Raw genomic sequence first — 22150 nt, 5'->3', positions numbered from 1 at the left:
CCTCAAGTCAGGGTGATCGTCAGCGGGTCGGAGGAGTCCTCGGTGTACCCGGCCACGCCCGAGACGGTCGCGGTCCACGTGCCGCTGGCCTTCGGGTAGACCCGTGCGCTGAAGGTGCCGGTCGCCGTGGTCGTCACCGTGGCGACGAGAGTGGTCGTCGCGCCGCCCGTCGGTCGGAAGGACACCTTCACGCGGAGTCCGGGCGCCGGCAGGGTCGCGCCCAGGTAGGCCCGGGTCACCGACCCGCTGATCGTCACCGACCCGCCGAGCACGACCGAGGCCGCCGACCTCGACGCCGTGACGGTGGTCGTCCAGGTGCCGGCCACGACCGCGCCGACGTCGGTCCGTGCCGCCGGCTGGCCGGCCGCGCCGGCGTACACCACCGACAGGACACCGCTGACCTTGAGCGGCACGGACACGGTGAACGTGCCGTTGGCCGTGGTGGTCGCTGACCCGACCTTCACCGCGGCGCCGGTCGTGGGCGCGACGTAGATCGCGACCGGCTTGCTGGCCAGGGCCGTGATGACGCCTCCCGCATCCCGGCGCAGGGTGCCCGTCACGACCACCGGCTGCCCGTAGCCGACGTCGGTCCTGTCGACCGCGCCGGTGATCACCGTCGCGGGGACGCGGACCGTGATCGCGCCCGCCGACGCCGTGGACGCGGTGTAGGCAGTGCTGGTGGCGAGGGCGACGGAGACGGTCCCGGAAGCGGTCGGCTTGATCACCAGGGCGTACGTGCCGTCGGCCGTCGTCTTCGCCGATCCGAGCGTGAGGACCGTTCCGGTCGCCGTCGTCAGGCGTACGGCGAGCGCGACGCCGGATGCGGCGACGGGAGTTGCCCCGACCGAGGCGGTCAGGGTGCCCGACACGGTCACCGGATCGGCGTAGTGGACGTCGTCGTCGCTCAGGCCGGCCGAGAGCGCAGTCGTGCAGCGCGCAGGGCTGGCGACGAGCGCGACCTGCGCGCCTGCTGCATAGACGGTGCCGGCGGCGGTCCGGGCGCGATAGGTGGTGCTGACGGTCGCCGTCTGGCTCAGCGAGGCCTCACCTGTCGCGGCGGTGACCGGGGATCCGGCGCTGGCGGGTGCGGTCATCGTCGCCGTCTGCTTGGTCAGCGCTGTCGCGAGACCCTTAACCGGCTGTCCGCTCGCCACGTCGATCACGCGGGCGTTGAGGGGGAAGGCGGCGCCGGTGCACACGGACGCCGTGCCGCCGGACGGCCACTGCCCTGCTGCGCCGAGGCTCACCGTGACCGGGCGGGCAGTCCCGGTGGCGAAGGTCAGTGGACTGGTGACCACCTTGGTGGCTCCGGAGGAGTCGGTGAGGGTGGCGGTCACGGTCGTGGCAGCCGCTGCGCCGGCGCCGCAGGCGACCTCGGTCTGGAGCGCTGTCGGTGTCGTGAACGAGCAGTCGGCCCGTGCGGACTTCCACTGCACCGCCGTCACCGTGCGCCCGGCGGGCAGGCTCGGTGCGACCGACGCCTGGGTGGCCAGGCCGGGCACCGCCGGGTTGTTCACGGCGATCGTCGCGCCGAGAACGGTGGGGGAGCCGGGCGTACCGCCGCCTGCGCCGTTGCCGCCCCCGATGAGGAAGCGCGAGTCGGCGGCGTTCCAGTGGCTGTCGAGGTAGCTGCCCGGGTCGGGGTACGTCGAGTAGTAGTCGTCGTTGTTGCAGTCGTAGAGGTACTCCCGCTCGGCCGGACAGACCTGCTGCATGGCGAAGCCGCCACCGTCGGCGTAATACATCGTGTCCGACTCGTCCCAGCAGTGGCCCGCGCGCGTCCCGTGCGGCGCCGTGCTCATGACGCCGCCGAGGGTGTGCAGGAACTCGTGGGCCTCGACGGAGTGCTGCGCCGCGCCGTCCCCGAATCCCCAGCAGCCGGAGTCGGTACGGGCGTACTGCGCGTAGCTGCCGTTGTTCGGGTTCGCCTGGGTGTCTGCGTCGTTGGGATACATCGACGCCACACCACAGAGCACGGTCGCGTCGGTCCACATGAGGTACTTGCGGCTCGGGTCGGTGTAGCCGAGCGCCTGCACCGCCGCGATGCTCGCGTTGAACGACGACAGGGAGCCCGCCGGAACGGTGACATTGAGGACCCGCGCGACGCAGGTTCCTCCGGCGGCATCGGTGACGAAGCGGACCCGTCGTACCCCGCCGGTCAGGGCGGCGGAGCGATTGACGACGTCGTCGACCCCGGCGGCCCACAGCTGGAAGCTGGACTGGAGGGCCGCGAAACGGTTGGTCCGACCGGCCTCGACGACGTACATCGCCTGGACGCGGTAGCCCGCGGTGCCGTCGCCCTCGCAGGCCACGGCCGGGCTGGACGCGGCCGCTGCGGTGGGTGCGGGGACGCCGAGCTCCTCGGCCGCGGCGTAGGCGCCGGCCGTCCCGCCCTCGCGGGTGCGCAGCTCGGCGGTCGTCACCGGCTCGGTCGGGTCCACACCCGGCGGCGCCTCGTCGGTGTGCTGGCAGGCACCCGGCAGGACCCAGCTCAGCGCGCTTCCCTCGGCGCACCGAGCCGGCTGCGCCGGCGAGCCGGACAGGCCGACCGCCGCCGGTACGACGACCGCGGCGGCAAGGACGAGCGAGGCGAGCACACGGCGGACCATGTCCGTCCGATTGGCCCGGCCCTCATCCGCCTGAGCGAATGCACCTCAAGTCAGGCGGGGGGTCCCAGACGGCTCAGTGAGGCTGCCAGGCGTCTTCGTCGGCGGTGCGGGACGTGACTGCTTCGGGGAGCACGCCGTCGGAGAGCTGCTGGATCGAGACGTCCTCGAAGACCTCACGCAGTGCGCGGCGCGCGGCGATCCAGACGTGCTGGAGGACCTCGGCCGACTCGTTGTAGTTCACGGCCTCGGGGCGCAGGCCGTAGACGGAGACCAGGGGTCCGTCGACCGCGCGGATGACGTCGGCGACGGAGACGGTGTCGGCCTCGCGCGCCATCCGCCAGCCGCCGGACTGGCCGCGCTGCGACATCACGATGCTGGCGCGACGCAGGTCGGCGAGGATCGCCTGGAGGAATCCGTGGGGGATGTCCTGGAGGCGACCGAGCTCTTCGGCGCTGACCGCGCGCCCGTCGGAACGCGACGCCATCGCGATCAGGGCGCGCAGGGCGTAGTCGGATTTCGCGGAGACGCGCATGGACCCAAGTGTGTCAGATTGCTCGATCGATTCACTCGACCTAGTGGTCTGTGCGTGGTCACTCGGTGTGAGGAGTAACCGACCGCCCGGTGCTTGCAGGTTGCAAGCACCCCCCGTATCATTAAGTTACTGACGAGTAGAACTCTTCAAATCGAGCTAGAAACGGTGGGACAGTGAGCCACTACAAGAGCAATCTCCGCGACATCGAGTTCAACCTGTTTGAGCTCTTCAAGGTCCAGGAGTACCTCGGGACCGGCATTTACGCGGACATGGACGCCGACACGGCGCGCGACATCCTCGGCGAGGTCGAGCGCATCGCCCGCGAGGACCTGGCCGCGTCGTACGTCGACTCGGACCGGAACCCGCCGGTCTTCGACCCCAAGACCAACACCGCGCCCCTGCCGGCGTCGTTCAAGAAGTCCTACGACACCTGGATGGAGTCCGGCTTCTGGGGCCTGGGCCTGCCCGAGGAGATCGGTGGCACCACCGCGCCGCCGTCGCTCGTGTGGAGCACCGGCGAGATGGTCCTCGGCGCGCAGGCGCCGATCTGGATGTACTGCACCGGCCCGTCGATGGGTTCGGTCGTCTTCAAGAACGCCAACGGTGTCGCCCGCGACATCCGCGTCGCCGAGATCATGGTGGAGCGCCTGTGGGGCGCCACGATGGTGCTCACCGAGCCCGACGCGGGCTCCGACGTGGGTGCGGGCAAGACGTTCGCCACGCCCAACGAGGACGGCTCCTGGAACATCTCCGGCGTCAAGCGCTTCATCACCAGCGCCGAGTCGGACCTGCAGGAGAACATCATGCACCTGGTCCTCGCCCGCCCGAAGGGCGTCGAGGGCATCGGTGGACCGGGCACCAAGGGCCTCTCGCTGTTCCTGGTCCCGAAGTACCACTTCGACCACCAGAGCGGTGAGCTGACCGGCGAGCGCAACGGCGTCTACGTCACCAACGTCGAGCACAAGATGGGCATCAAGGTGTCCAACACCTGCGAGCTCACCTTCGGCGACCCGCAGATCGGTGGCGGCGAGCCTGCCCAGGGCTGGCTGCTCGGCGAGGTCCACGACGGCATCCGCCAGATGTTCGACGTCATCGAGAACGCCCGCATGATGGTCGGCACGAAGGCCATCGCGACGCTCTCGACGGGTTACCTCAACGCGCTCGAGTACGCCAAGGAGCGCGTCCAGGGTGCTGACCTGACCCAGGCCTCCGACAAGGCTGCGCCCCGCGTCACGATCACCCACCACCCCGACGTGCGTCGCTCGCTGATCACCCAGAAGTCGTTTGCCGAGGCGATGCGTTCGCTGGTCATCTACACCTCGACGTGGCAGGACAAGGTCGCCATCGCCAAGGCTGCCGGCGAGCGTGACGAGCTGGCTGAGGCGGTCAACGACCTGCTGCTCCCGATCGTCAAGGGCTACGGCTCGGAGCGTTCGTGGGTGCTGCTCGGCACGGAGTCGCTGCAGACCTTCGGTGGTTCGGGCTTCCTGCAGGAGTACCCGATCGAGCAGTACGTCCGCGACGCCAAGATCGACACCCTCTACGAGGGCACGACCGCGATCCAGGGCCAGGACTTCTTCTTCCGCAAGATCGTCAAGGACCAGGGCAAGGCGCTGGGCCACGTCGCGGCGGAGATCAAGTCGTTCATCGAGTCCGAGGCCGGCAACGGCCGCCTCAAGAACGAGCGTGAGCTCCTCGCGACCGCGCTCGCGGACACCGAGGCGCTCGTCGGTCTGATGATCAACGACCTCATGTCGGCGCAGGACGAGATCCGCAACATCTACAAGGTCGGCCTGAACACCACGCGCATCCTGATGGCGCTCGGTGACGTCGTCTGTGCGTGGCTGCTGCTCCGCGGCGCCGAGGTGGCGCTGGAGAAGCTCGACGGCGCGGGCGGTGACAAGTCCTACTACGAGGGCAAGGTCGCCGCTGCCCAGTGGTTCGCGCAGCTCAACCTGCCGCGGATCACGGCCGAGCTCCGGATCGCCGAGGCCACCGACCTCGCGATCATGGACCTCGACGAGGCCGCGTTCTGATGCACGGCTGAACCGCTTCACGTCGACGGCCGCTCCGGGTTCGCCCGGGGCGGCCGTTGCCCTTTTTCTGGACCGATGGGACTGGTTGTGCAGGCCCTTGCAGGGGTAGGAAGAGTCTCGTGACGCAACCGCCGGAGCAGCCGCCCAACGAGAACACGCCCTACGGCCAGCCCGGCCAGCCCGGGCAGCCGCCGCAGTGGCCGGTCGCTCCGCCGCCCGCGCAGGGACAGGGCCCGTACGGCCCGCCCACGGGGAGCGGCTACACGCCTCCGCCGGGCGGTGGTTACACGCCACCGCCGGGTGGGTACACCCCGCCGCCGGGTGGTGGGTACGGCGCCCCGTCGCCGTACGGGCAGAAGCCGTCGGGTGGCAGTGGCAAGGTGATCGCGATCGTGGTCGGCGTCATCCTCCTGCTCGTGCTGCTGATCTGCGGTGGCGCCGTCGGTCTGGTCATCTGGGGCGCCAAGAGCGTCGATGACGCCCTCGACGAGTTCGACCCCTCGCGGGTCGGGGGGAGCGACAACCCGATCAGTGTCGACGTCGGCGAGGACTTCGAGATCGACGGGATCGAGTACGCCGAGGGGTGGAGCGTCGCGCCGCCCAAGGACGAGTACTCCGGCGAGACCATCACCGGGCTCAAGGGCACCAATGACCGTGGTGACGAGTCGGGCGAGTCGGTCTACCTGAACTTCACCTTCATCGACAGCGACGACACCGAGGTCGGCGAGGTCTCGTGCAGCTCGAGCGGTGACATCTCCTACGGCAACACCGAGGAGCTGACCTGCACCAACTACTCGAAGTTCACGGGTTCCTACGACCACGTCGAGGTCGCGGCGTCGTACTGAGCACCAGCCTCGGCCACTAGCATCGGCGCCATGGGTGATCAGGAGCTGCTGGCCGGATACGTCGACGCCTGGTGGGCCTCGGTCACGGACCTCGTGACGTTGCTCGAGGAGCTCGGCCCGGACGACTGGGCGCTGCCCACGGACCTGGCCGGCTGGGACGTCAAGGCCATCGCCTCGCACGCCGCCCATCTCGAGTCGCTCCTGGCCGGTGGTCCGGACGAGACCGCTGACGTCGGCGAGGCGCCGCACGTCGCCAGTCCGATGAGCCAGTTCACCGAGATCGGCGTGCTGACTCGCCGCGACCGCGAGCCGGCGTCGATCATCGAGGAGATCCGGTCGACCACGACCGCCCGTCACGACCGCCTCCTGGCGGAGCCGCCGAGTGACCCGGCGGCGATGGCCGACGGCCTCTTCGGGCTGATCGGCTGGAACCTGCGGACCCTGCTGCGCAACCGCCCGCTCGACATCTGGATGCACGAGCAGGACATCCGGCGCGCGGTCGGCCGACCGGGCGGGATGGACACCGTGGGCGCCCAGCACACCGCCGACTACCTGTCCGAGACCTTTGGCTTCGTCGTCGGCAAGCGCGTTGCACCACCCGTGGGTACGACGGCGGTGCTCGCCGTCGAGGGCAGCCCCACTGTCGCGGTCGAGATCGGCGAGGACGGCCGCGGCCGCCGCCTGGCTGCCGTGCCCGACGCGCCGACGGTCCGGATCGACAGCGATCGGGAAAGCTTCATCGTGTTGGCTGGGGGACGACGTGCCGCGGAGCCGGGGTCCGTCGTTGTCTCGGGAGACCAGGCGCTCGGCCAACGCATCGTCGAGCGACTCGCCACCACGCCCTGAGGGGTTTCGAGGCTCGCTGCGCTCGCACCTCAACCACCGAGGAGAACGATGAGTTGGAACATCGCCGACCTGCCCGACCAGACCGGCCGGACGATCGTGGTGACGGGTCCGACCCTCGGTGGCCTGGGCCATCACACGGCTCTCGAGCTGTCCCGGCGCGGCGCCCGGGTGGTGCTCGCCGGCCGGAACCCGGCCCGGGTCGAGGAGACGGTGGCGGCGATCAGGTCCGAGGTCCCGGACGCGAGGCTCGAAGCCCTGCATCTGGACCTGGCCAGCCTCGCGTCGGTCCGTACGGCCGCAGCCGCGGCCGCGCAGGTCGGCCCGATCGACGTCCTGGTCAACAACGCCGGGGTGATGGGGACGTCGTACTCCCGGACGGCCGACGGGCTCGAGCTCCAGCTGGCGACCAACCACTTCGGTCCGTTCCTGCTGACCGGCCTGCTGTTGCCGCAGCTCGTGCAGAGCGAGGACGGGCGGGTGGTGACGGTGGCGTCGATGTTCCACCACTTCGCGGGCAGGGCACCGCTCGGCGACCCGCGCGAGAAGACGGGCCGCTACAGCAAGTGGCGCGTGTACGGACAGTCCAAGCTGGCCAACCTCCACTTCACCGCGGAGCTCGACCGGCGCCTTCGGGCGGCAGACCTGCCGGTGCGGGCGCTCGCCGCACACCCCGGCTTCGCGGGCACCCACCTCGCGGCCAACGGTCAGTACGGCCGGCCCGCCGGGGGAATCGCGTCGATCCTGGACGCCACGGTCAAGGCGGTCTCCCAGTCTGCGGCGGCCGGTGCCTGGCCGTCCCTGATGGCGGCCACCGACGACCTGCCCGGCAACACCTTCGTCGGGCCGAGCGGCCTCAACCAGATGATCGGAACGCCCCGCATCGTCGGACGCAGCAAGCTGGCCCGGGACGAGGAAGCGGCGCGCAAGCTGTGGGAGATCAGCGAAGCAACCGTCGACCTGCAGTACCCGTAGCGGTTTTCCCCCGCGCACCCCTCCTGACCTGCGAAGTAAAGGTTTTCCTCACGTGCTGATGAGCGCTCCGGCGCGCCCTACCCTCGAAGCACGAGGGCCCGGGACAGGTCCCCGTGTGTGGTGGGGATCGAGGAACCGTGGCGGACATCGGCGGTCGGCTCATTGCCGACGGTTTGGTCGAACCTTCGCAACTTGCGACGGCTCGGGATCGGCAGCGCCGCGAAGGCGGTTTCCTCGGGAACCACCTGATCAGTGCCGGTTTCCTCTCCCGTGGCGACTTCTATGCCGCCCTGGTCGACCTGTGGCGCAGCGAGCAGCGCGACCTCCTGCACCACCCACCCCAGCCCGAGCTGCTGGCGGAGCTCGACGTCGAGGAGACCGTCGAGCTCGGCTGGATCGCGTGCGACCTGTTCGATGACACCGTCGTCGTCGCCACGTCGGTCCCACCAGCCGAGGAGCTGGTCGTCGAGGTGCAGGAACACTTTCCCGGTCGAGACGTCGAGTTCGTGGCCTGCACGCAGCACGACCTCGACGCCGTTGCCATGGGGGTACGCCGCCAGCGAGCCGGGGCGGACCGCGCTTCGCCTGCGCCGATCGTCCGGCTCCGGCACCATCTCCTCGCCCTGGCGATCGCCATGCTCGCCGTCGCCGCCGGGTTCGTACTGCCGATCGCGCTGGTGGGGTGGACCCTGCTCGTCGCGGTCGTGGTCTTCGTGGTGGGCGCCCTGGTCTCCTCGAAAGCCGGCTACCCGGTGCTGGTGAACGATCTCCGGGCCCACCCGCGGGCGGAGCTGCGCGTGATGGCGTCCCTGCCCTTCGACCTCGTGAACGAGCCGGTGCCCGCCGACCAGGGGCTGCCGGTCTACACCGTGATCGTGCGACTCACCGGCGGTGACCGGGCCCTGCAGGCGCTGCTGGAGAACTTCAGCGTCGTCGACTACCCGTGGGCCCGCACCGACGCGATCCTGCTGGTCGCCGACAGCGACCTCGAGACCCTGGGTGCGCTCCGTCGTACGACGCGGCGCGCGTGGACGCGGGTGGTGCGCGTTCCTGATGCGGACTTCCGTGACCCCGTGCGGGCCTACGACCACGGCCTGGCCCTGGCGCGCGGCCGGTACCTGGTCGCCTGGGAGCAGGACGAGACGCCTGCGCGCGACCAGGTACGACGTGCGGTGGCCGCCTTCGAGCGGGATCTCGAGGAGCGGGTGGACCGGCGCGACGCCGTCCCGCCGCTGCTCGCGCTGCGCGTCGCCCGCCGGATCAGCTCGGCACGGACCACGTTCGGGCGGCTGACCGCCGCCGACGAGGCGCTGCGCCTGGACCACGGTTCCGGGGCGGCGTCGTCCTCGGGCCGCGAACCCAACATCACCTCGGTCCACTGCAACATGCGGTTGCTGCGCCGGTTCGGAGGGTTCGCCAGCCTGGTCCGGCGACCGACGATGGAGAGGGTCGACGGCGCGGTTCGTCCCCGCATCGAGGAGCTGGACTCGACCTCGACACGAGCAGCCGCCCCGGGACCGCTGCTGTGGACCAGCAATCGGGCCGAATCGACCGCCCTGATCCTGCTGGACACGGTGGTGCAGGTCCGGAGCCTGGCGCGACTGCACGGCCCCCGCCGCGCCGAGCGTGCCCGGGTCCGTGCTCTCGCGATCGGACTCGGCACTGCAGCGATGTTCCTGGCCTATCCGTTCGTGCTCGTGGGTTCGCTCCTCGCGACCGTTCGGTCCCGGCGCGTCGAGCGGCCACCGGTTGAACCGGTCGCATGGCTTGGGCTCGCCGCGGCGGTGCTGGTGCTGCTGGTGGCGGTCAGTGCGGCATGGTTGGTCCTGGCCCGCCGCCGGGGTTGGCGGGTCGGCTTCGCCGCACTTGCCCTGCCCGCCCACTGGTTCCTGCATTCCCTCGCCGTGTGGTCAGCCTTGGTCGCCGTACTCCTGCAGCCGTCGCTCCACCGGCACTGGCCCAGCCCGAAGCGGTGAGCTGGGTCCTCAAGCCGCGAGCGCGACGGAGCCGGGCATGATCGTCGGCCGGCACGAGCAGGTGTCGCTGCAGGCGAGGTAGGTGTGCACGGCGTGCCCGCACGCAGGGCAGGGCAGGTCGTGGCTGAGGTGCTGCTGGGTGTTCGGTGTCGTGTCCCACATGGTCCTGTCTCCTTGGCCGAGTCGTGAGGTTCCTTCACTAGGACTACGGACGGCCACGTCCAGATACGACAGGTTTGGAGCGAAAAATCTGGAACGGCAGGGATTCGATCAACCAGGTTGATCGAATCCCTGCCGTTGTTGCAGAGACTCAGGCTCAGCGCACCCGCGGGCCGTAGGTCGCGTCGGCCTTCTTGAAGGCGGCCTCGCGTGCAGCCTTGGTGTTGCGGGCGGCCAGCAGGAACGCCTGCTCGATGCGTTCGCGGGCGAACGTCCTGCGCGGCGAGGAGTTCCAGGTGTCGTTGAACAGGCGCTTGGCAGCGGCCAGGGCGTCGGGGGACTTCTGGCTGAGCTGCTCGGCGAGCCGGAAGGCGCCGGCGACCGGGTCGTTGTCGAGCTTCGTGACCAGTCCGAGCTCGAGGGCACGGGAGCCGTCGAACACCTCGGCCGTCATCGTCAGCAGCTTGGCCTGGTCGATGCCGACCAGCTCCTTGAGCGCCTGGATGCCGGACATGTCGGGGATCAGGCCCCACTTGCCCTCGAGCACCGACCACCGGGAGTCGGGGGTGGCGATCCGGAAGTCCGCGGCGAGCGCGATCTGCAGACCGCCGCCGAGGCAGTGACCGTGCACCGCGGCGATCACGGGCACGGGGATCCGGCGGAACGCCCAGGGCGCTTCCTGGAAGGTGTTCGTGCCCCGGAACGGCCGCGGCACGAAGGCCTTGGCGACCCCCACGGGGTTGCGGAGCACCGACGCGAAGTCCAGGCCCGCGCAGAACGCGTCGCCCTCGCCGCTGACGATCACCGCGCGCAGGGACTTGTCCTTGCGCAGCATCGTGGCGGTCGCGACGAGGTCATCGAGGATGTCCAGCGTCAGCGAGTTCAGCTTGTCCGGCCGGTCCAGCCGGACGTGCGCGATGCCGTCGGTGATCGTGCAGGTCACGTAGCTCATGGAGCAATACTACTGCCCGGTAACTACGTTCGCTGGAATCAGGCAGCCTTCGCAGCCACGTCGCCCTGCTCCTGCTTGGCCTTGCGCTCGAGGAGCTTGAGCATGACGCGGCGCTTGCGCTTGTCGGCGGTGGAGATCTTGTAGAGCGCGACGAGTTGGGTGGGGAGGTTCTTGGGGGTGGTGGTCTCGAGCCAGCCGTTGGGGAACGACAGGCGCAGGACCTTGTGCCAGGCGCTGGCGACCTGGGGGATGAACGGGCGGGTGAGGTAGGTCAGCTCGTACTTGTCGAACACGGCCTTCACCTTCGGGGCGACCTCGGCGTACCGGTTGGAGGGCAGGTCGGGGAAGAGGTGGTGCTCGATCTGGTGCGACAGGTTGCCGCTCATGATGTGCAGCAGCTTGGAGCCGGAGAAGTTGGCCGATCCGAGCATCTGGCGCAGGTACCACTGGCCGCGGGTCTCGTTCTTGGGGATCGTCTTGAGCTCGAAGGTCTCGACGCCCTCGGGGAAGTGGCCGCACATGATGACCGAGTGCGACCAGACGTTGCGGACCAGGTTGGCGGTGAAGTTCGCCGCCAGGGCGGGCAGGAACGAGCCGGTCGGGATCGCGAGGGCGGGGTTGACGAGGTAGTCCTTGGTGGCCTGTTTGCGGATCTTGGTCAGGGTGCCCTGGAGGTTCTTCTTGAACTCTTCGCTGCGCTTGTCCTTGGGGATCTTCAGGTTGCGGCCGAGCTCGAGGTCGTAGGCCGCGATGCCGTACTCGAAGAAGCAGGCGTTGATGAAGTTCCACGCGGGCTGGGCGAGGAAGAAGGGGTGCCAGCGCTGTTCCTCGTCGACGCGCATGATGCCGTAGCCGAGGTCGTTGTCCTTGCCGACGATGTTCGTGTGGGCGTGGTGGACCTGGTTGTGCGAGTGCTTCCACGCGTCCGACGGGGTGGCGTTGTCCCATTCCCACGTCGTCGAGTGGATCTTCGGGTCACGCATCCAGTCCCACTGGCCGTGCATGACGTTGTGGCCGATCTCCATGTTCTCGAGGATCTTGGCGATGCTCAGGCCGACGGTGCCGGCGACGAAGGCGGGCGGGAAGATGCTCGCCAGGAGTACGGCGCGGGAGCCGAGCTCGAGCTTACGCTGCACGTCGACGATCTTGCGGATGTACGCCGCGTCGCGTTCGCCGCGGGTGTCGATGACTTCCTGGCGGATGGCGTCGAGCTCCGCACCGAGGGCCTCGATCTGCTCCTCGCTGAGGTGGGCGGTCGGGTTGGTGGGCTTCTGCGTGATGGTGGTCATGCGGATGCTCCTTCGAGATCGATGTGGCAGTCGCCGGCGGCGGCGTTGATGCAGGTCTGGATCGGGACGCCACCGGCGTTGGTCTCGCCCGGGACGGCGACGGTGAGCTCGCCGGTGCGCAGGTCGCGCACGGCGCCGGACTTCATGGGGAGTACGCAGCCCATGCAGATGCCGATGCGGCATCCGCTGGGCATCAGGACGCCGGCCGATTCGGCGGCGTCGAGCAGGGGGGTGGAGCCGTCGGCATCGACGACCTGGCCGCTGGAGAAGGCGACCGTGCCGCCCTCGGCGTCGGTGTCGACGATGGCCGCGCGGAACCGTTCGGTGTTCAGCGTCAGGCGGCGCTCGGCGTAGAACGCTTCGAGGGTGTCGAGCAGGCCGGCCGGGCCACAGGCGTACGCGGCACGCTCGGCCAGGTCACCGACCTCGGCCTCGAGGTCGGCGGTGGTGAGCAGGCCGTCGGTGTCGGTGTGGCGCTCGATGAGACGGATCCGGCCGGCGTCGGCGTGCTCACGGAGTTCGGCGCCGAAGATCACCTCGTCGCGGCTCATCGCCGAGTGGACCAGGACGATGTCGTAGTCCGCGGCGACGCTGTGGGCGGTCGACCGGTTGAACAGGTTGCGGAGCATCCCGATGACCGGGGTGATGCCCGAACCCGCGGTGAGCAGGAGCAGCTTGGTCGGGCCGGCGCCGGAGGTGTCGAGGACGAAGTCGCCCTCGGCCTGGGCCAGGTGGACCATCTGACCGGCCTTGGCGTGGTGCACGAGGTGTTGGGAGACGACACCGCCGGGGATGGCCTTGACGGTGATCGAGATCCGGCCGTCGCGGCGCGGGCCGTGGGTCAGGGAGTAGGTGCGCCACAGGCGGACACCGTTGACGGTGACACCCATCCGGACGTACTGGCCGGGGATGTGGCCGGCCCAGTCCTTGCCGGGCTTGATGAGGATGGTCGCGGCGTCGGCGGTCTCTGCCTGGACCGACACGATGCGGCCCTGCAGGCCGACCGCCGCACCCGGGCGGAGCGGGGCGAAGTGGTCCAGGACGTCATCGACGGTCAGCGGCGTGACCGCAGCGTCGAGGACGCTGCGCAGCCGGGTAGTGAGCCTGCCGGCGCGGGCGGCCGCTGTGGGGGCCGCGGTCGTTGTGCTCATGTCATCAAGCGTCGCAGTCAAAGGCGCTAAACTCATGACACCAGATGGTGAATCTACTGCTCGGTTTTGTTCGCCAGGAACAAAATCGAGGAAAGGCCGCCCGCGATGCCTCGACGTTCGGTACGGCGCCCCGACGGCGCCGCCCTACTTCCAGCGACCACGGTCACCGCCCTGCGTGCCGACCTGGCCATGGTCGCCGACGACGTCGTCGACCAGATCATCCGCGAAGTGCCGGCCTACGAGGATGCCTTCGGCGGCCCGATGGGCGAGACCATCCGTGGCGCCGTGCAGGTCGCCCTCGGCGGCTTCCTGTCGATGATCAGCGGTCGGGACGCACCCGCGCCGCGCTCCTCGGCCGTGGACGGCGCCTACCAGCTGGGTCGGGGCGAGGTCCGCAGCGGGCGGACCGCCGACGCGCTGCTGTCGGCCTATCGGATCGGCGCCCGCGTCTCCTGGCAGCACCTGTCCGCTCGCGCCGTCACGGAGGGCATCGACCCGGCCACGATGGCTTCCTTCGCCGAGCTCGTCTTCGCCTACATCGACGAGCTCTCGGCTGCGAGCGTGGCCGGCCACCGCGACGAGTCCGCCACCGAGGGCCGGATCCGGCAGCGGATGATGGAGCGGTTGGGTCGCAACCTCCTGGCCGGCGCCGCGGAGGCGACCGTGCTGGCAGCCGCCGAGCGTGCCGAGTGGGCGCCGCCCTCGACCCTCACCGCCGTCATCGCGCCGGAGTCCCAGGCAGGGTCGCTGCAGGAGCTGTTCCGGCGCGGCACCCTCCAGGTCACCGACCTGCCGGACCTCGACGGCTCGGCGTTGCTGATGGTGCCGGACGCGCACGGACGGCGTCGTACGACGCTGCTGCGGATGGTGCGCGACCGGGACTGCCTCGTCGGGCCGGCCCGCGACTGGCTCGACGTGCGGGCGTCGTACGACCGGGTGCTGCGGGCGCGTGCGCTCGGTCTGACCGGGGACACGGAGACCCACCTGCCGCGGCTGGTGCTCACCGCCGACCTCGGTGCGCTGGCCGACCTGCGCGCCCAGGTGCTGGCGCCGCTGGAGGGGTTGCGGCCGACAGCCGCGGCCAAGCTGCGCGAGACGTTGCGAGCGTGGCTGCTGCACCAGGGGCGGCGCGACGACATCGCCGAGGCGCTGTTCCTGCACCCGCAGACGATCCGCTACCGCATGAACCAGCTGCGCGACCTGTTCGGCGACCGGTTGGAGGACCCCGATACCGTCCTGGCCCTGACGATTGCGCTCGGCGTGGAGGTGGAGCCCGGATGAAGTGGATGCGGTCCCGGTGGGCGGTCGCGGCGTGCCTGGCCCCGGTGCTCGGGCTGGCCGGCTGTGGCGATGACGAGCCTGCCGACACCGCGCCGCCCACGATCGAGGCCGGCGACCGGTACGTCGCCATCGGCGACTCCTACACGTCGGGTCCGCGCATCGGGGAGACCTCCGGCAAGCCGGGGTGTGAGCAGACGACGGGCAACTACCCGCACCTGCTGGCCGCGGCGTTGGACCTCGACCTGGTCGACGTGAGCTGCGGCGGTGCGACCACGGAGAGCCTCACGGAATCGCAGACCCCGCCCAACGGGAAGCCGGTCGCGCCACAGCTGGACGCCCTCACGACGGACACCGACCTGGTCACGCTCAGCATCGGCGGCAACGACGGCAAGGTGTTCGGCAACCTGGTCACCACCTGCGTCGGGCTCGCGTCCAGGGATCCGGAGGGGTCGCCGTGCGCGACGCTCGCCGGATCCGCCGATGCCGAGCTCGCCTCCGCCATCGCGGGCCTGGCCGACAAGGTCGCCGACGCGGCGAAGGCCGTCCGGGAGCGGGCGCCCGAGGCCCGGGTCGTGGTGATCGGCTACCCGCAGGTCTTCCCCGCGACAGGCACCTGCGACGAGCTGCCGCTCGCCACGGGTGACTACCCCTTCGCCCGCGACCTGATGCAGCGCATCGTCGCGGCCCAGGAGGCGGGCGCCGAGCAGGCCAGGGTGGAGTACGTCGACGTCTGGGCCGCCACCGACGGTCGCGACATCTGCGCCGACGAACCGTGGGTCGCCGGGATCACCCCCGTCGGCCGGGCGCTGTCGTACCACCCGTACGCCGCGGAACAGCAGGCCGTGGCCGACCTGTTGCAGGCGCGGGTCGGCGACTGAGTCTTCGGGCCCTGCTCAGCCCTGCAGTGCGCTGATGGCCTCGTGGATCGAGAGGGTGCGCTCGGCCGACTCGACGTGGAGGTTCTCCACCATCTTGCCGTTGTAGGTCACTACGCCGGCGCCCTTGCCGTCCTCCCAGGCCTGGATCAGCCCGCGGGCGTCCTCGACGGCCTGCTCGTTCGGGGCGAAGGTGGTGTTGGCGCCCTCGACCTGACCGGGGTGGATGAGGGTCTTGCCGTCGAAGCCCATCTGCCGGCCCTGCTCGCACTCGGCGAGGAAGCCGTCGATGTTCTTCACGTCGTTGTAGACGCCGTCGATGATCACGATGCCGGCGGCGCGGGCGGCCAGCAGGGCGAGCCCCAGGCCGGTGATCACGGGCTGGCGGCCGGGCACGTGCTCGGCGTACAGCTCCTTGACGAGGTCGTTGGTGCCCATCACGAAGCCGGTGAGGCGCTCGGACGCGGTGGCGATCGACAGGGCGTTGAGCATGCCGATCGGGGTCTCGACCATCGCCCACAGGGTGGTCTTCTCCGGGGCACCGGCCGCAGCGAGGGCATCGGTGAGCTGACGGACCTCTTCGGCGGAGTTCACCTTCGGCACGAGCACGACGTCGGGGCCGGCCGCGGCCGCGGCCTTGATGTCGTCGTCGTGCCACTCCGTGCCGATGCTGTTGACGCGGATGATCAGGTGGCGGCGGCCGTACTCGCCGGACTGCACGGCGGCAGCAGCGGCGGCGCGGGCGCCGACCTTCGCGTCGGGGGCGACGGAGTCCTCGAGGTCGAAGATGATCGCGTCGGCCGCGAGGGACTTGGCCTTCTCCAGCGCCCGCTCGTTGGCGCTGGGCATGTACAGGACCGAGCGCAGCGGCTTGAACTCACTCATGACTGGACCTCGATGGCGTCGTAGGCGGCCTTGAGCTCGGGATCGATCTCGGCCAGTTGTTCGGCAAGGGCGACGAGCACCAGGCACTGCTTGAGGGAGGCGTCGTCCTCCATCTTCCCGTCGATCATCACCGCACCGGTGCCGTCGCCCATCGCGGCTGCGACCCGGCGGGCGTGGGCGATGTCCTCGACGCTGGGCGCGAAGACGCGGTTGGCGATGGCGATCTGCTTGGGGTGCAGGCTCCAGGTGCCGACGCAGCCGAGCAGGAACGCGTTGCGGAACTGGTCCTCGCAGGCCACCACGTCGGCGATGTCACCGAACGGGCCGTAGTACGGGTAGATGCCGTGCGTCGCGCACGCGTCGACCATCTTGGCGATCGTGTAGTGCCACAGGTCCTGCTGGAAGATCGCGCGCGGGGCGTCGATCTGGCTGGTGCCGTCGGCGCCCTTCGGCGGGTCCTCGCGGACGAGATAGCCGGGGTGGCCGCCGCCGACGCGGGTGGTCTTCATCTTGCGGTCGGCCGCGAGGTCCGCGGGGCCGAGCGAGAGCCCCTGCATGCGCGGGCTGGCGCCGCAGATCTCCTCGATGTTCGCCACGCCGCGGGCGGTCTCGAGGATCGCGTGCACGAGGATCGGCTTGGTGATGCCGGCCTTGGCCTCGAGCTGGGCGAGCAGGCGGTCGATGTAGTGGATGTCCTCGGCGCCCTGCACCTTCGGAACCATGATCACGTCGAGCTTGTCGCCGATGGCCGGCACGAGGGCGGTCAGGTCGTCGAGCACCCACGGGCTGTCGAGGGAGTTGATCCGCGTCCAGAACTGCGTCGGACCGAAGTCGGTCGACTGGCCGATCCGGATCAGGCCTTCGCGTGCCGCGACCTTGTTGTCCGCCTTGACGGCGTCCTCGAGGTTGCCGAGGAGCACGTCGACGGTGCCGACCATCCCCGGGATCTTCGCGGCCATCTTCTCGTTGCTGGGGTCGAAGAAGTGGATCGCGCGGCTCGGCCGGGCGGGGATCTCGCGGGGCGGCATGGGCGCGCCCACGGCCAGCGGGCGGAAAAAGTCCTTGGCGCTCTTGTGGCTCACGGGCCGACAACTTACCGGCGGGTCGTACCTTGCGGGTATGACGGATGTCTCGCGAGACGTGGCCACGCGCCGCCCCTGGTGGACTCACGTCGTGGTCGGCCTGTTCGTCGGTGTGGCCGCGCTCGGTGTCGTGATCGCGGTCTGCACCGCCATCTTCATTGACGCCGAGGCCTGCCCCGGATACGACGACGAGGGCACCATGGCCGCGCCGGTGTCACCCAAGGGCCAGCTGCTGTGCGGCGACGACCTGCTCTCCAGCGGGTACGTCGCCGTGGTCCTGGGACTCGGGGTGGTGCTCCTCGTCGTCGCCCTGTGGCAGTGGTGGCGTCGGCACGTGCGTTGGTTCGTCGTCGCCGTGGTCCTCGCGCCGCTGCTGCCGATGGGTATCGGCATCGCGTCGCTGGCCCTTCCGGAGGCGTGCACCGACCAACAGTGGGCGAAGCACGGTGCAGAGGGGTGCGAGCGGGATCGCGAGGCCCGCTGAGTCGATCCGCTCAGCGGGGGCGGCGCCACCAGCGGGCGCGAGGTGCGTGCTCGGGTGCAACAGCCGCGGGCGTCGTACGACGGCGGGCGGCTCGGCGTTCGTGCCAGGCCGCCAGCGTCGCGTCGACGTCGCGCGGCATCGTGATCAGCGGCGGGCCGTCGACCGGGGTGTAGCGGGCGCGGAGGACGCGGGCGTTGAACTCCTCGACGAACGTGCGGGCCTCCTTCTCGGAGCCGAGGGTGTCGAGGTGGTCGTCGAGCCCGGCGTCGTCCTTGCGCAGCTGGAGGGCCGGCGGCAGGACGGTGATGTGCTCCCGCTCGACCAGCCGCTTGATCCACCACTCGGGGTCGTAGGTCTCGCCGAGGCCCTCGATCGGCTTGCCGGCGCCGGGCAGGTTGTCGAAGTCGCCCCGCTCCATGGCCTGCCTGACCTGGAGGTCGACCCACGTCTGCTGGTGCTCGATGCGGGCGCGTGCAGCAGCCTTCTCGGCCGCCCGCACCTCGGCGTGGTCGGCCGGGACGTCGTGCTGGTCCTCGGTCATCGCGCCACCCCATTTCCTGCCGTCAAGGGTGCCATGGGGCTCCACGCTGGCGGCCGTGTCGCCGTGTCCGTCTCAAAACCGAGCGTAGTTCGCTTTTCAAATCGACGGATGTGTGTGCACAGTGATCGCCGTCACATTCCCTGTCGCCGCGCTCCTCCGAAGGACAACTTGCAATGCGTCGAACACTTGCCGTCATCCTCGCCCTGTTGACCTGCTGGTCGCTCGGCGCGGGGCCCGCCGGGGCCGACACACCGGATGCACCGGTCCTGAACGACTGGGACTGTCGTCCCAGCGCGGCCCATCCGCGGCCTGTCGTGCTCGTGCACGGCACGGCCGGCGCACCCGAGGACTGGCAGACGATCATCCCGTTGCTCGCCGACCAGGGCTACTGCGTGTTCGCGCTGACGTACGGAACGGTGGAGGTCGTGCCCGGCGTACCGCTCAATGCGCTGGGGTCGATCGAGGACAGCGCTGCCGAGCTCGCCACCTTCGTGGCCCAGGTCCGCCGCGAGACCGGGGCAAAGAAGGTCGACCTGGTGGGCCACTCGCAGGGCACGATGATGCCCGACTACTACGCCCGTTTCCTCGGCGGCGGCACGTCCGTCCAGAACTACGTCTCGCTGGCGCCGTTGTGGCACGGCACCCTCGCCCTCATGCCGGTGCAGCTGCTGACCTCGTTGCTCGGCCTCCCCGACGGGGCGCTCCTAAACTGCCCGGCGTGCGGCCAAATGGCCCCCGGCTCAGCCTTCATGGAGAAGATGCGTGGCGGAACGGGCGTGAAGGTCCCCGGCATCACCTACACCAACATCATGACGCGGTACGACGAAGCGGTGCTCCCGTACACGAGCGGGTTCGAGCCCGGCATGACGAACGTCGTCCTGCAGGACGTGTGCCCCCTGGACTTCTCCGAGCACGGTCGGCTGCCGAGGTCGCCGAACGTCGGTCAGCTCGTGCTGAACGCGCTCGACCCGGCGCATGCGACGTCGGTGAGGTGCCAGCTGGTCCTGCCCCTGAGCTGATCCGGTCAGACCCTCACGCGCGCAGGAAGTCGGCGATCAGCGGTGCCAGCTCGTCGGCACTGGTGACCAGGCCGAGGTGCCCGTCGGAGTAGACGTGGAGGCGCGCGTGGGGGAGCAGGCGCTGCAGGATCCGGGCGTTGACCATCGGGATGATCGGGTCGTCGTCACCCGCGAGGACCAGCGTGGGCTGCCGGATCAGCGGGAGGGCCGGGAGGCTCGACCAGCCGGCGCCGGCGAGCAGCTGCAGCAGGTAGCCGCGGCGCGAGCCGACGCGCGACTGGTCGTGCATGAACCGTCGTACGTCGTCGGGCCGGTCCCGCATCTGTCCGCCGTAGAGCTCGGCAGCGACCTGCACGGCGTACTCGGCGTCGCGGTAGCGCTTCGGGGTGACCATCTTGCGCAGCACCCGTGGGTGCGCGGGCACCATCAGGGCGCCGGTCGCGGTGCTCACCAGCACCAGCCGCCGACACCGGCGCGGGTGCTGGAAGGCGACCTGCTGGGCGAGCCCGCCGCCCCACGAGATGCCGAGGACGTCGTACTCCTGATGACCGAGCTGGGTCATCAGCTTGCCGATGCCGTGCGCCAGCAGGGCGAAGTTGTACGGCGCGCGCGGGTCGGGCGAGCCGCCGACGCCCGGCACGTCGAACCGGATCACCTCGATCCGCGGGTCGAGCGCATCGACGAAGGGCTGCAGCAGGTCGAGGCTCGCGCCGATGCCGTTGCAGAGCAGCAACGGCGGTCCGGGCTCGCTGCCCGGCCGGACCGACACCCGGATCGAGTGTCCGAGCACGGTGACATGACGGAGGCCCTGGCGGAGCTGGTTCACAGAGGAGGCCTCACTTGTCGTAGACGTAGGTGCCCGGGGCGTCGACCAGGGGCTGGAGGCGGGTGGAGCCGAGCTCCTTGGGTGCCGCCTTGAGGTCGCCACATCGTTCGTTGAGCCACACCGGTACGTCATTCCACCAGGTGCCCTGCTGCGTCTGTGCGCCGCTGAGCCATGCCTTCGCGTCCGCGCCGTGGTCGTCGTTCGTGTAGTAGGTCGACTTCGGGTTGCCGGGCGGGTTGACCAACGCGGCGATGTGGCCGCTGGTCGACAGCACGAAGCGGCTCCTGCCCCCGAAGAGCTGGGTGGTGCGGTAGCAGTTCTCCCACGGCGTGATGTGGTCGGCGATGCCGGCGACGACGTAGTTGTCGACGGTGACCGAGCCCAGGTCGATCGGTACGCCGAGCACGGTCAGCGCACCCGGGCGGGTGAGCTGGTTCTCCATCGCCATGTCCACGAAGTCGGCGTGCAGCCCGGCCGTCATCCGTGTGGTGTCGGCATTCCAGAAGAGGATGTCGAACGCGGGCGGCTTCTTGCCGAGCAGGTAGTTGTTGACCCAGTAGTTCCAGATCAGGTCGTTGGGGCGCAGCCACGCGAAGATCTCGGCGAGGGCGCGGCCGTCGAGGTAGCCCTTCTTCGCTGAGCGGGCCTTGGCCAGCGCCGCCATCCGCGGATCGGTCAGGGCGGAGACGGCACCTGCCGCGGCATTGTCGATCACGGTCACCGCCAGCACGATGGCGGCCAGCCGGTCCTGGCGCCCGATCCCTGCGAGGTAGGCGGCCACGATGCTGGCGAGGATGCCGCCCGAGCAGATGCCGGCCAGCACGGTCTTCGTGCTGCCCGTGATCTCCTCGACCGCGTCGAGCGCGTCGAGGATCGCCCGGGCGTAGGTGTCGAAGTTCCATGCGGCGTGCCGGGCATCCGGGTTGCGCCACGAGATGACGAAGATCTGCCGGTTGCCCTGCGTGCTGAACTCCACCAGGCTCCGGCCCGGCGCGAGGTCGATCGCGTAGAACTTGTTGATCGTCGGCGGGACGATCATCACCGGGACCTCGTAGACCTCGTCGCACTGCGGCTGGTACTGGATCAGCTCGAGCACGTCGTTGCGGAACACGACCGAACCGGGCGTGGCCGCGACGTTCTCGCCGAGCACGAAGCCCGACGTGTCGACCATCTCGGGCACGCGGGGTGAGGACGCGAGGTCCTTGACCAGCTGCGTTCCACCCCGGACCAGGCTGAGGCCGGCGGTGTCGATGACCGCCTTGGCCGACGCCGGGTTGACCAACGGCACGTTGCTCGGTGCCACCGCCTCGACGATGTTCTCCAGCAGGAACCGGACCCGCTCGCGGTCCCGCTGGGTGAGGTCGGCGTCCTCGATCAGCTGCTCGACGGTCTTCCCGCCCGCGAGGTAGATCTGGACGAGGCGGCGCAGGAGCGGGTTGTCGGTCCAGGCGACGTCCGTGAACCGCCGGTCGCCGCGGCGGGGCGTGACTTCGGAGGTGCCGGCGACGATCTTCGCGGCCTCGCCGGCGAGATCACCGAGGCGTCGTACCGTCGTCCGCGGCTTGCGGGCGAGCGAGATCGCCCACCGCGCCGTCGACGCATCGGGCACGAAGCGGCGGACCGTGCCGAGCGCAGCGTTGACGAGGAGGGCGTCGAGCGGGGCGGCCGTCTCGGCCAAGGTGGCGGTGGGGATCGTGCTCATGCGAGTCTCCTGGGTCCTCGGGCTGACCGCACCAGCGTCTCCCGATTCGTGCCTCCAGCGCTTCGGCCCGGCGCACCGACTTCGGGTG

At 70.0% G+C, this 22150-nt stretch carries 20 protein-coding genes; 9 read left to right on the top strand and 11 right to left on the bottom strand.

Annotation, left to right across the window (positions count from 1 at the left end; translation table 11 throughout):
- Positions 1 to 2: 2 nt before the first annotated feature.
- Positions 3 to 2609, bottom strand: a complete 2607-nt coding sequence (locus tag ASD84_RS09310) for a hypothetical protein (RefSeq protein WP_056709378.1) — start codon at positions 2607 to 2609, stop codon at positions 3 to 5.
- A 73-nt stretch (positions 2610 to 2682) separates the two neighbouring features.
- Entirely contained in the window at positions 2683 to 3141 is a 459-nt protein-coding gene (locus tag ASD84_RS09305) for an RrF2 family transcriptional regulator (protein ID WP_056709376.1), read from the bottom strand.
- A 173-nt stretch (positions 3142 to 3314) separates the two neighbouring features.
- On the opposite strand from ASD84_RS09305, the gene ASD84_RS09300 reads away from it, so the two are divergent.
- From ASD84_RS09300 to ASD84_RS09280, 5 genes are all read left to right on the top strand, one after another.
- Entirely contained in the window at positions 3315 to 5177 is a 1863-nt protein-coding gene (locus tag ASD84_RS09300) for an acyl-CoA dehydrogenase (protein WP_056709374.1), read from the top strand.
- Between the two features lie 119 nt (positions 5178 to 5296).
- Positions 5297 to 6022, top strand: coding sequence for a hypothetical protein (locus ASD84_RS09295; RefSeq protein ID WP_056709372.1), 726 nt, complete (start codon positions 5297 to 5299; stop codon positions 6020 to 6022).
- Positions 6023 to 6052: 30 nt separating this feature from the next.
- Complete coding sequence (locus ASD84_RS09290) at positions 6053 to 6868, top strand: maleylpyruvate isomerase family mycothiol-dependent enzyme (protein WP_056709370.1); 816 nt, start codon at positions 6053 to 6055, stop codon at positions 6866 to 6868.
- Between the two features lie 48 nt (positions 6869 to 6916).
- Complete coding sequence (locus ASD84_RS09285) at positions 6917 to 7840, top strand: oxidoreductase (protein ID WP_056709368.1); 924 nt, start codon at positions 6917 to 6919, stop codon at positions 7838 to 7840.
- Positions 7841 to 7977: 137 nt separating this feature from the next.
- Entirely contained in the window at positions 7978 to 9816 is a 1839-nt protein-coding gene (locus tag ASD84_RS09280) for a hypothetical protein (RefSeq protein WP_056709365.1), read from the top strand.
- A gap of 9 nt (positions 9817 to 9825) precedes the next feature.
- Here ASD84_RS09280 and ASD84_RS25485 read toward each other — a convergent pair whose 3' ends face one another.
- From ASD84_RS25485 to ASD84_RS09265, 4 genes are all read right to left on the bottom strand, one after another.
- On the bottom strand, positions 9826 to 9978 hold the full coding sequence (locus ASD84_RS25485; RefSeq protein WP_200954481.1) for a hypothetical protein: 153 nt from the start codon (positions 9976 to 9978) through the stop codon (positions 9826 to 9828).
- 154 nt (positions 9979 to 10132) lie between these two features.
- Entirely contained in the window at positions 10133 to 10927 is a 795-nt protein-coding gene (locus ASD84_RS09275; protein ID WP_056709363.1) for a crotonase/enoyl-CoA hydratase family protein, read from the bottom strand.
- A gap of 38 nt (positions 10928 to 10965) precedes the next feature.
- Positions 10966 to 12216, bottom strand: coding sequence for a fatty acid desaturase family protein (locus ASD84_RS09270; protein ID WP_056709361.1), 1251 nt, complete (start codon positions 12214 to 12216; stop codon positions 10966 to 10968).
- Positions 12213 to 13367, bottom strand: coding sequence for a ferredoxin reductase (locus tag ASD84_RS09265; RefSeq protein ID WP_056709359.1), 1155 nt, complete (start codon positions 13365 to 13367; stop codon positions 12213 to 12215). The genes ASD84_RS09270 and ASD84_RS09265 overlap by 4 nt, the downstream gene beginning before the upstream one ends.
- A 105-nt stretch (positions 13368 to 13472) precedes the next feature.
- Between ASD84_RS09265 and ASD84_RS09260 the strand changes: the two genes are divergently transcribed.
- Together ASD84_RS09260 and ASD84_RS09255 are read left to right on the top strand one after the other, a co-directional pair.
- The gene (locus ASD84_RS09260) at positions 13473 to 14648 is read left to right on the top strand and encodes a PucR family transcriptional regulator (RefSeq protein ID WP_056709357.1); all 1176 of its coding nucleotides are present in this window, start codon (positions 13473 to 13475) and stop codon (positions 14646 to 14648) included.
- On the top strand, positions 14645 to 15526 hold the full coding sequence (locus ASD84_RS09255) for an SGNH/GDSL hydrolase family protein (protein WP_056709355.1): 882 nt from the start codon (positions 14645 to 14647) through the stop codon (positions 15524 to 15526). The genes ASD84_RS09260 and ASD84_RS09255 overlap by 4 nt, the downstream gene beginning before the upstream one ends.
- A 15-nt stretch (positions 15527 to 15541) precedes the next feature.
- Here ASD84_RS09255 and ASD84_RS09250 read toward each other — a convergent pair whose 3' ends face one another.
- A complete protein-coding gene (locus ASD84_RS09250) occupies positions 15542 to 16408 on the bottom strand; it encodes an HpcH/HpaI aldolase/citrate lyase family protein (protein WP_056709354.1) in 867 nt (288 codons plus the stop codon).
- Positions 16405 to 17490, bottom strand: coding sequence for an HpcH/HpaI aldolase/citrate lyase family protein (locus tag ASD84_RS09245; protein ID WP_235531044.1), 1086 nt, complete (start codon positions 17488 to 17490; stop codon positions 16405 to 16407). Before ASD84_RS09245 ends, ASD84_RS09250 begins: the two co-directional genes overlap by 4 nt.
- A gap of 37 nt (positions 17491 to 17527) precedes the next feature.
- On the opposite strand from ASD84_RS09245, the gene ASD84_RS09240 reads away from it, so the two are divergent.
- Positions 17528 to 17974, top strand: a complete 447-nt coding sequence (locus tag ASD84_RS09240) for a hypothetical protein (protein ID WP_156391713.1) — start codon at positions 17528 to 17530, stop codon at positions 17972 to 17974.
- Positions 17975 to 17984: 10 nt separating this feature from the next.
- Here the strand turns inward: ASD84_RS09240 and ASD84_RS09235 are convergent, their stop codons facing one another.
- Positions 17985 to 18515, bottom strand: a complete 531-nt coding sequence (locus tag ASD84_RS09235) for a DUF1992 domain-containing protein (RefSeq protein WP_056709345.1) — start codon at positions 18513 to 18515, stop codon at positions 17985 to 17987.
- Positions 18516 to 18688: 173 nt separating this feature from the next.
- Between ASD84_RS09235 and ASD84_RS09230 the strand changes: the two genes are divergently transcribed.
- Positions 18689 to 19534, top strand: coding sequence for an esterase/lipase family protein (locus tag ASD84_RS09230; RefSeq protein WP_056709342.1), 846 nt, complete (start codon positions 18689 to 18691; stop codon positions 19532 to 19534).
- 13 nt (positions 19535 to 19547) lie between these two features.
- Here the strand turns inward: ASD84_RS09230 and phaZ are convergent, their stop codons facing one another.
- Positions 19548 to 20360, bottom strand: coding sequence for a poly(3-hydroxyalkanoate) depolymerase (gene phaZ / locus ASD84_RS09225; protein ID WP_056709340.1), 813 nt, complete (start codon positions 20358 to 20360; stop codon positions 19548 to 19550).
- Between the two features lie 10 nt (positions 20361 to 20370).
- Complete coding sequence (locus ASD84_RS09220) at positions 20371 to 22062, bottom strand: PHA/PHB synthase family protein (RefSeq protein WP_056709337.1); 1692 nt, start codon at positions 22060 to 22062, stop codon at positions 20371 to 20373.
- Between the last annotated feature and the right edge of the window lie 88 nt (positions 22063 to 22150).

Origin of the sequence: Nocardioides sp. Root682 (assembly GCF_001427795.1) — a bacterium.
In the GTDB taxonomy this organism is placed as follows: Bacteria; Actinomycetota; Actinomycetes; order Propionibacteriales; family Nocardioidaceae; genus Nocardioides.
Note: the sequence above shows the minus strand (reverse complement) of the source record. Positions and strands in the feature narration are given on the sequence as shown.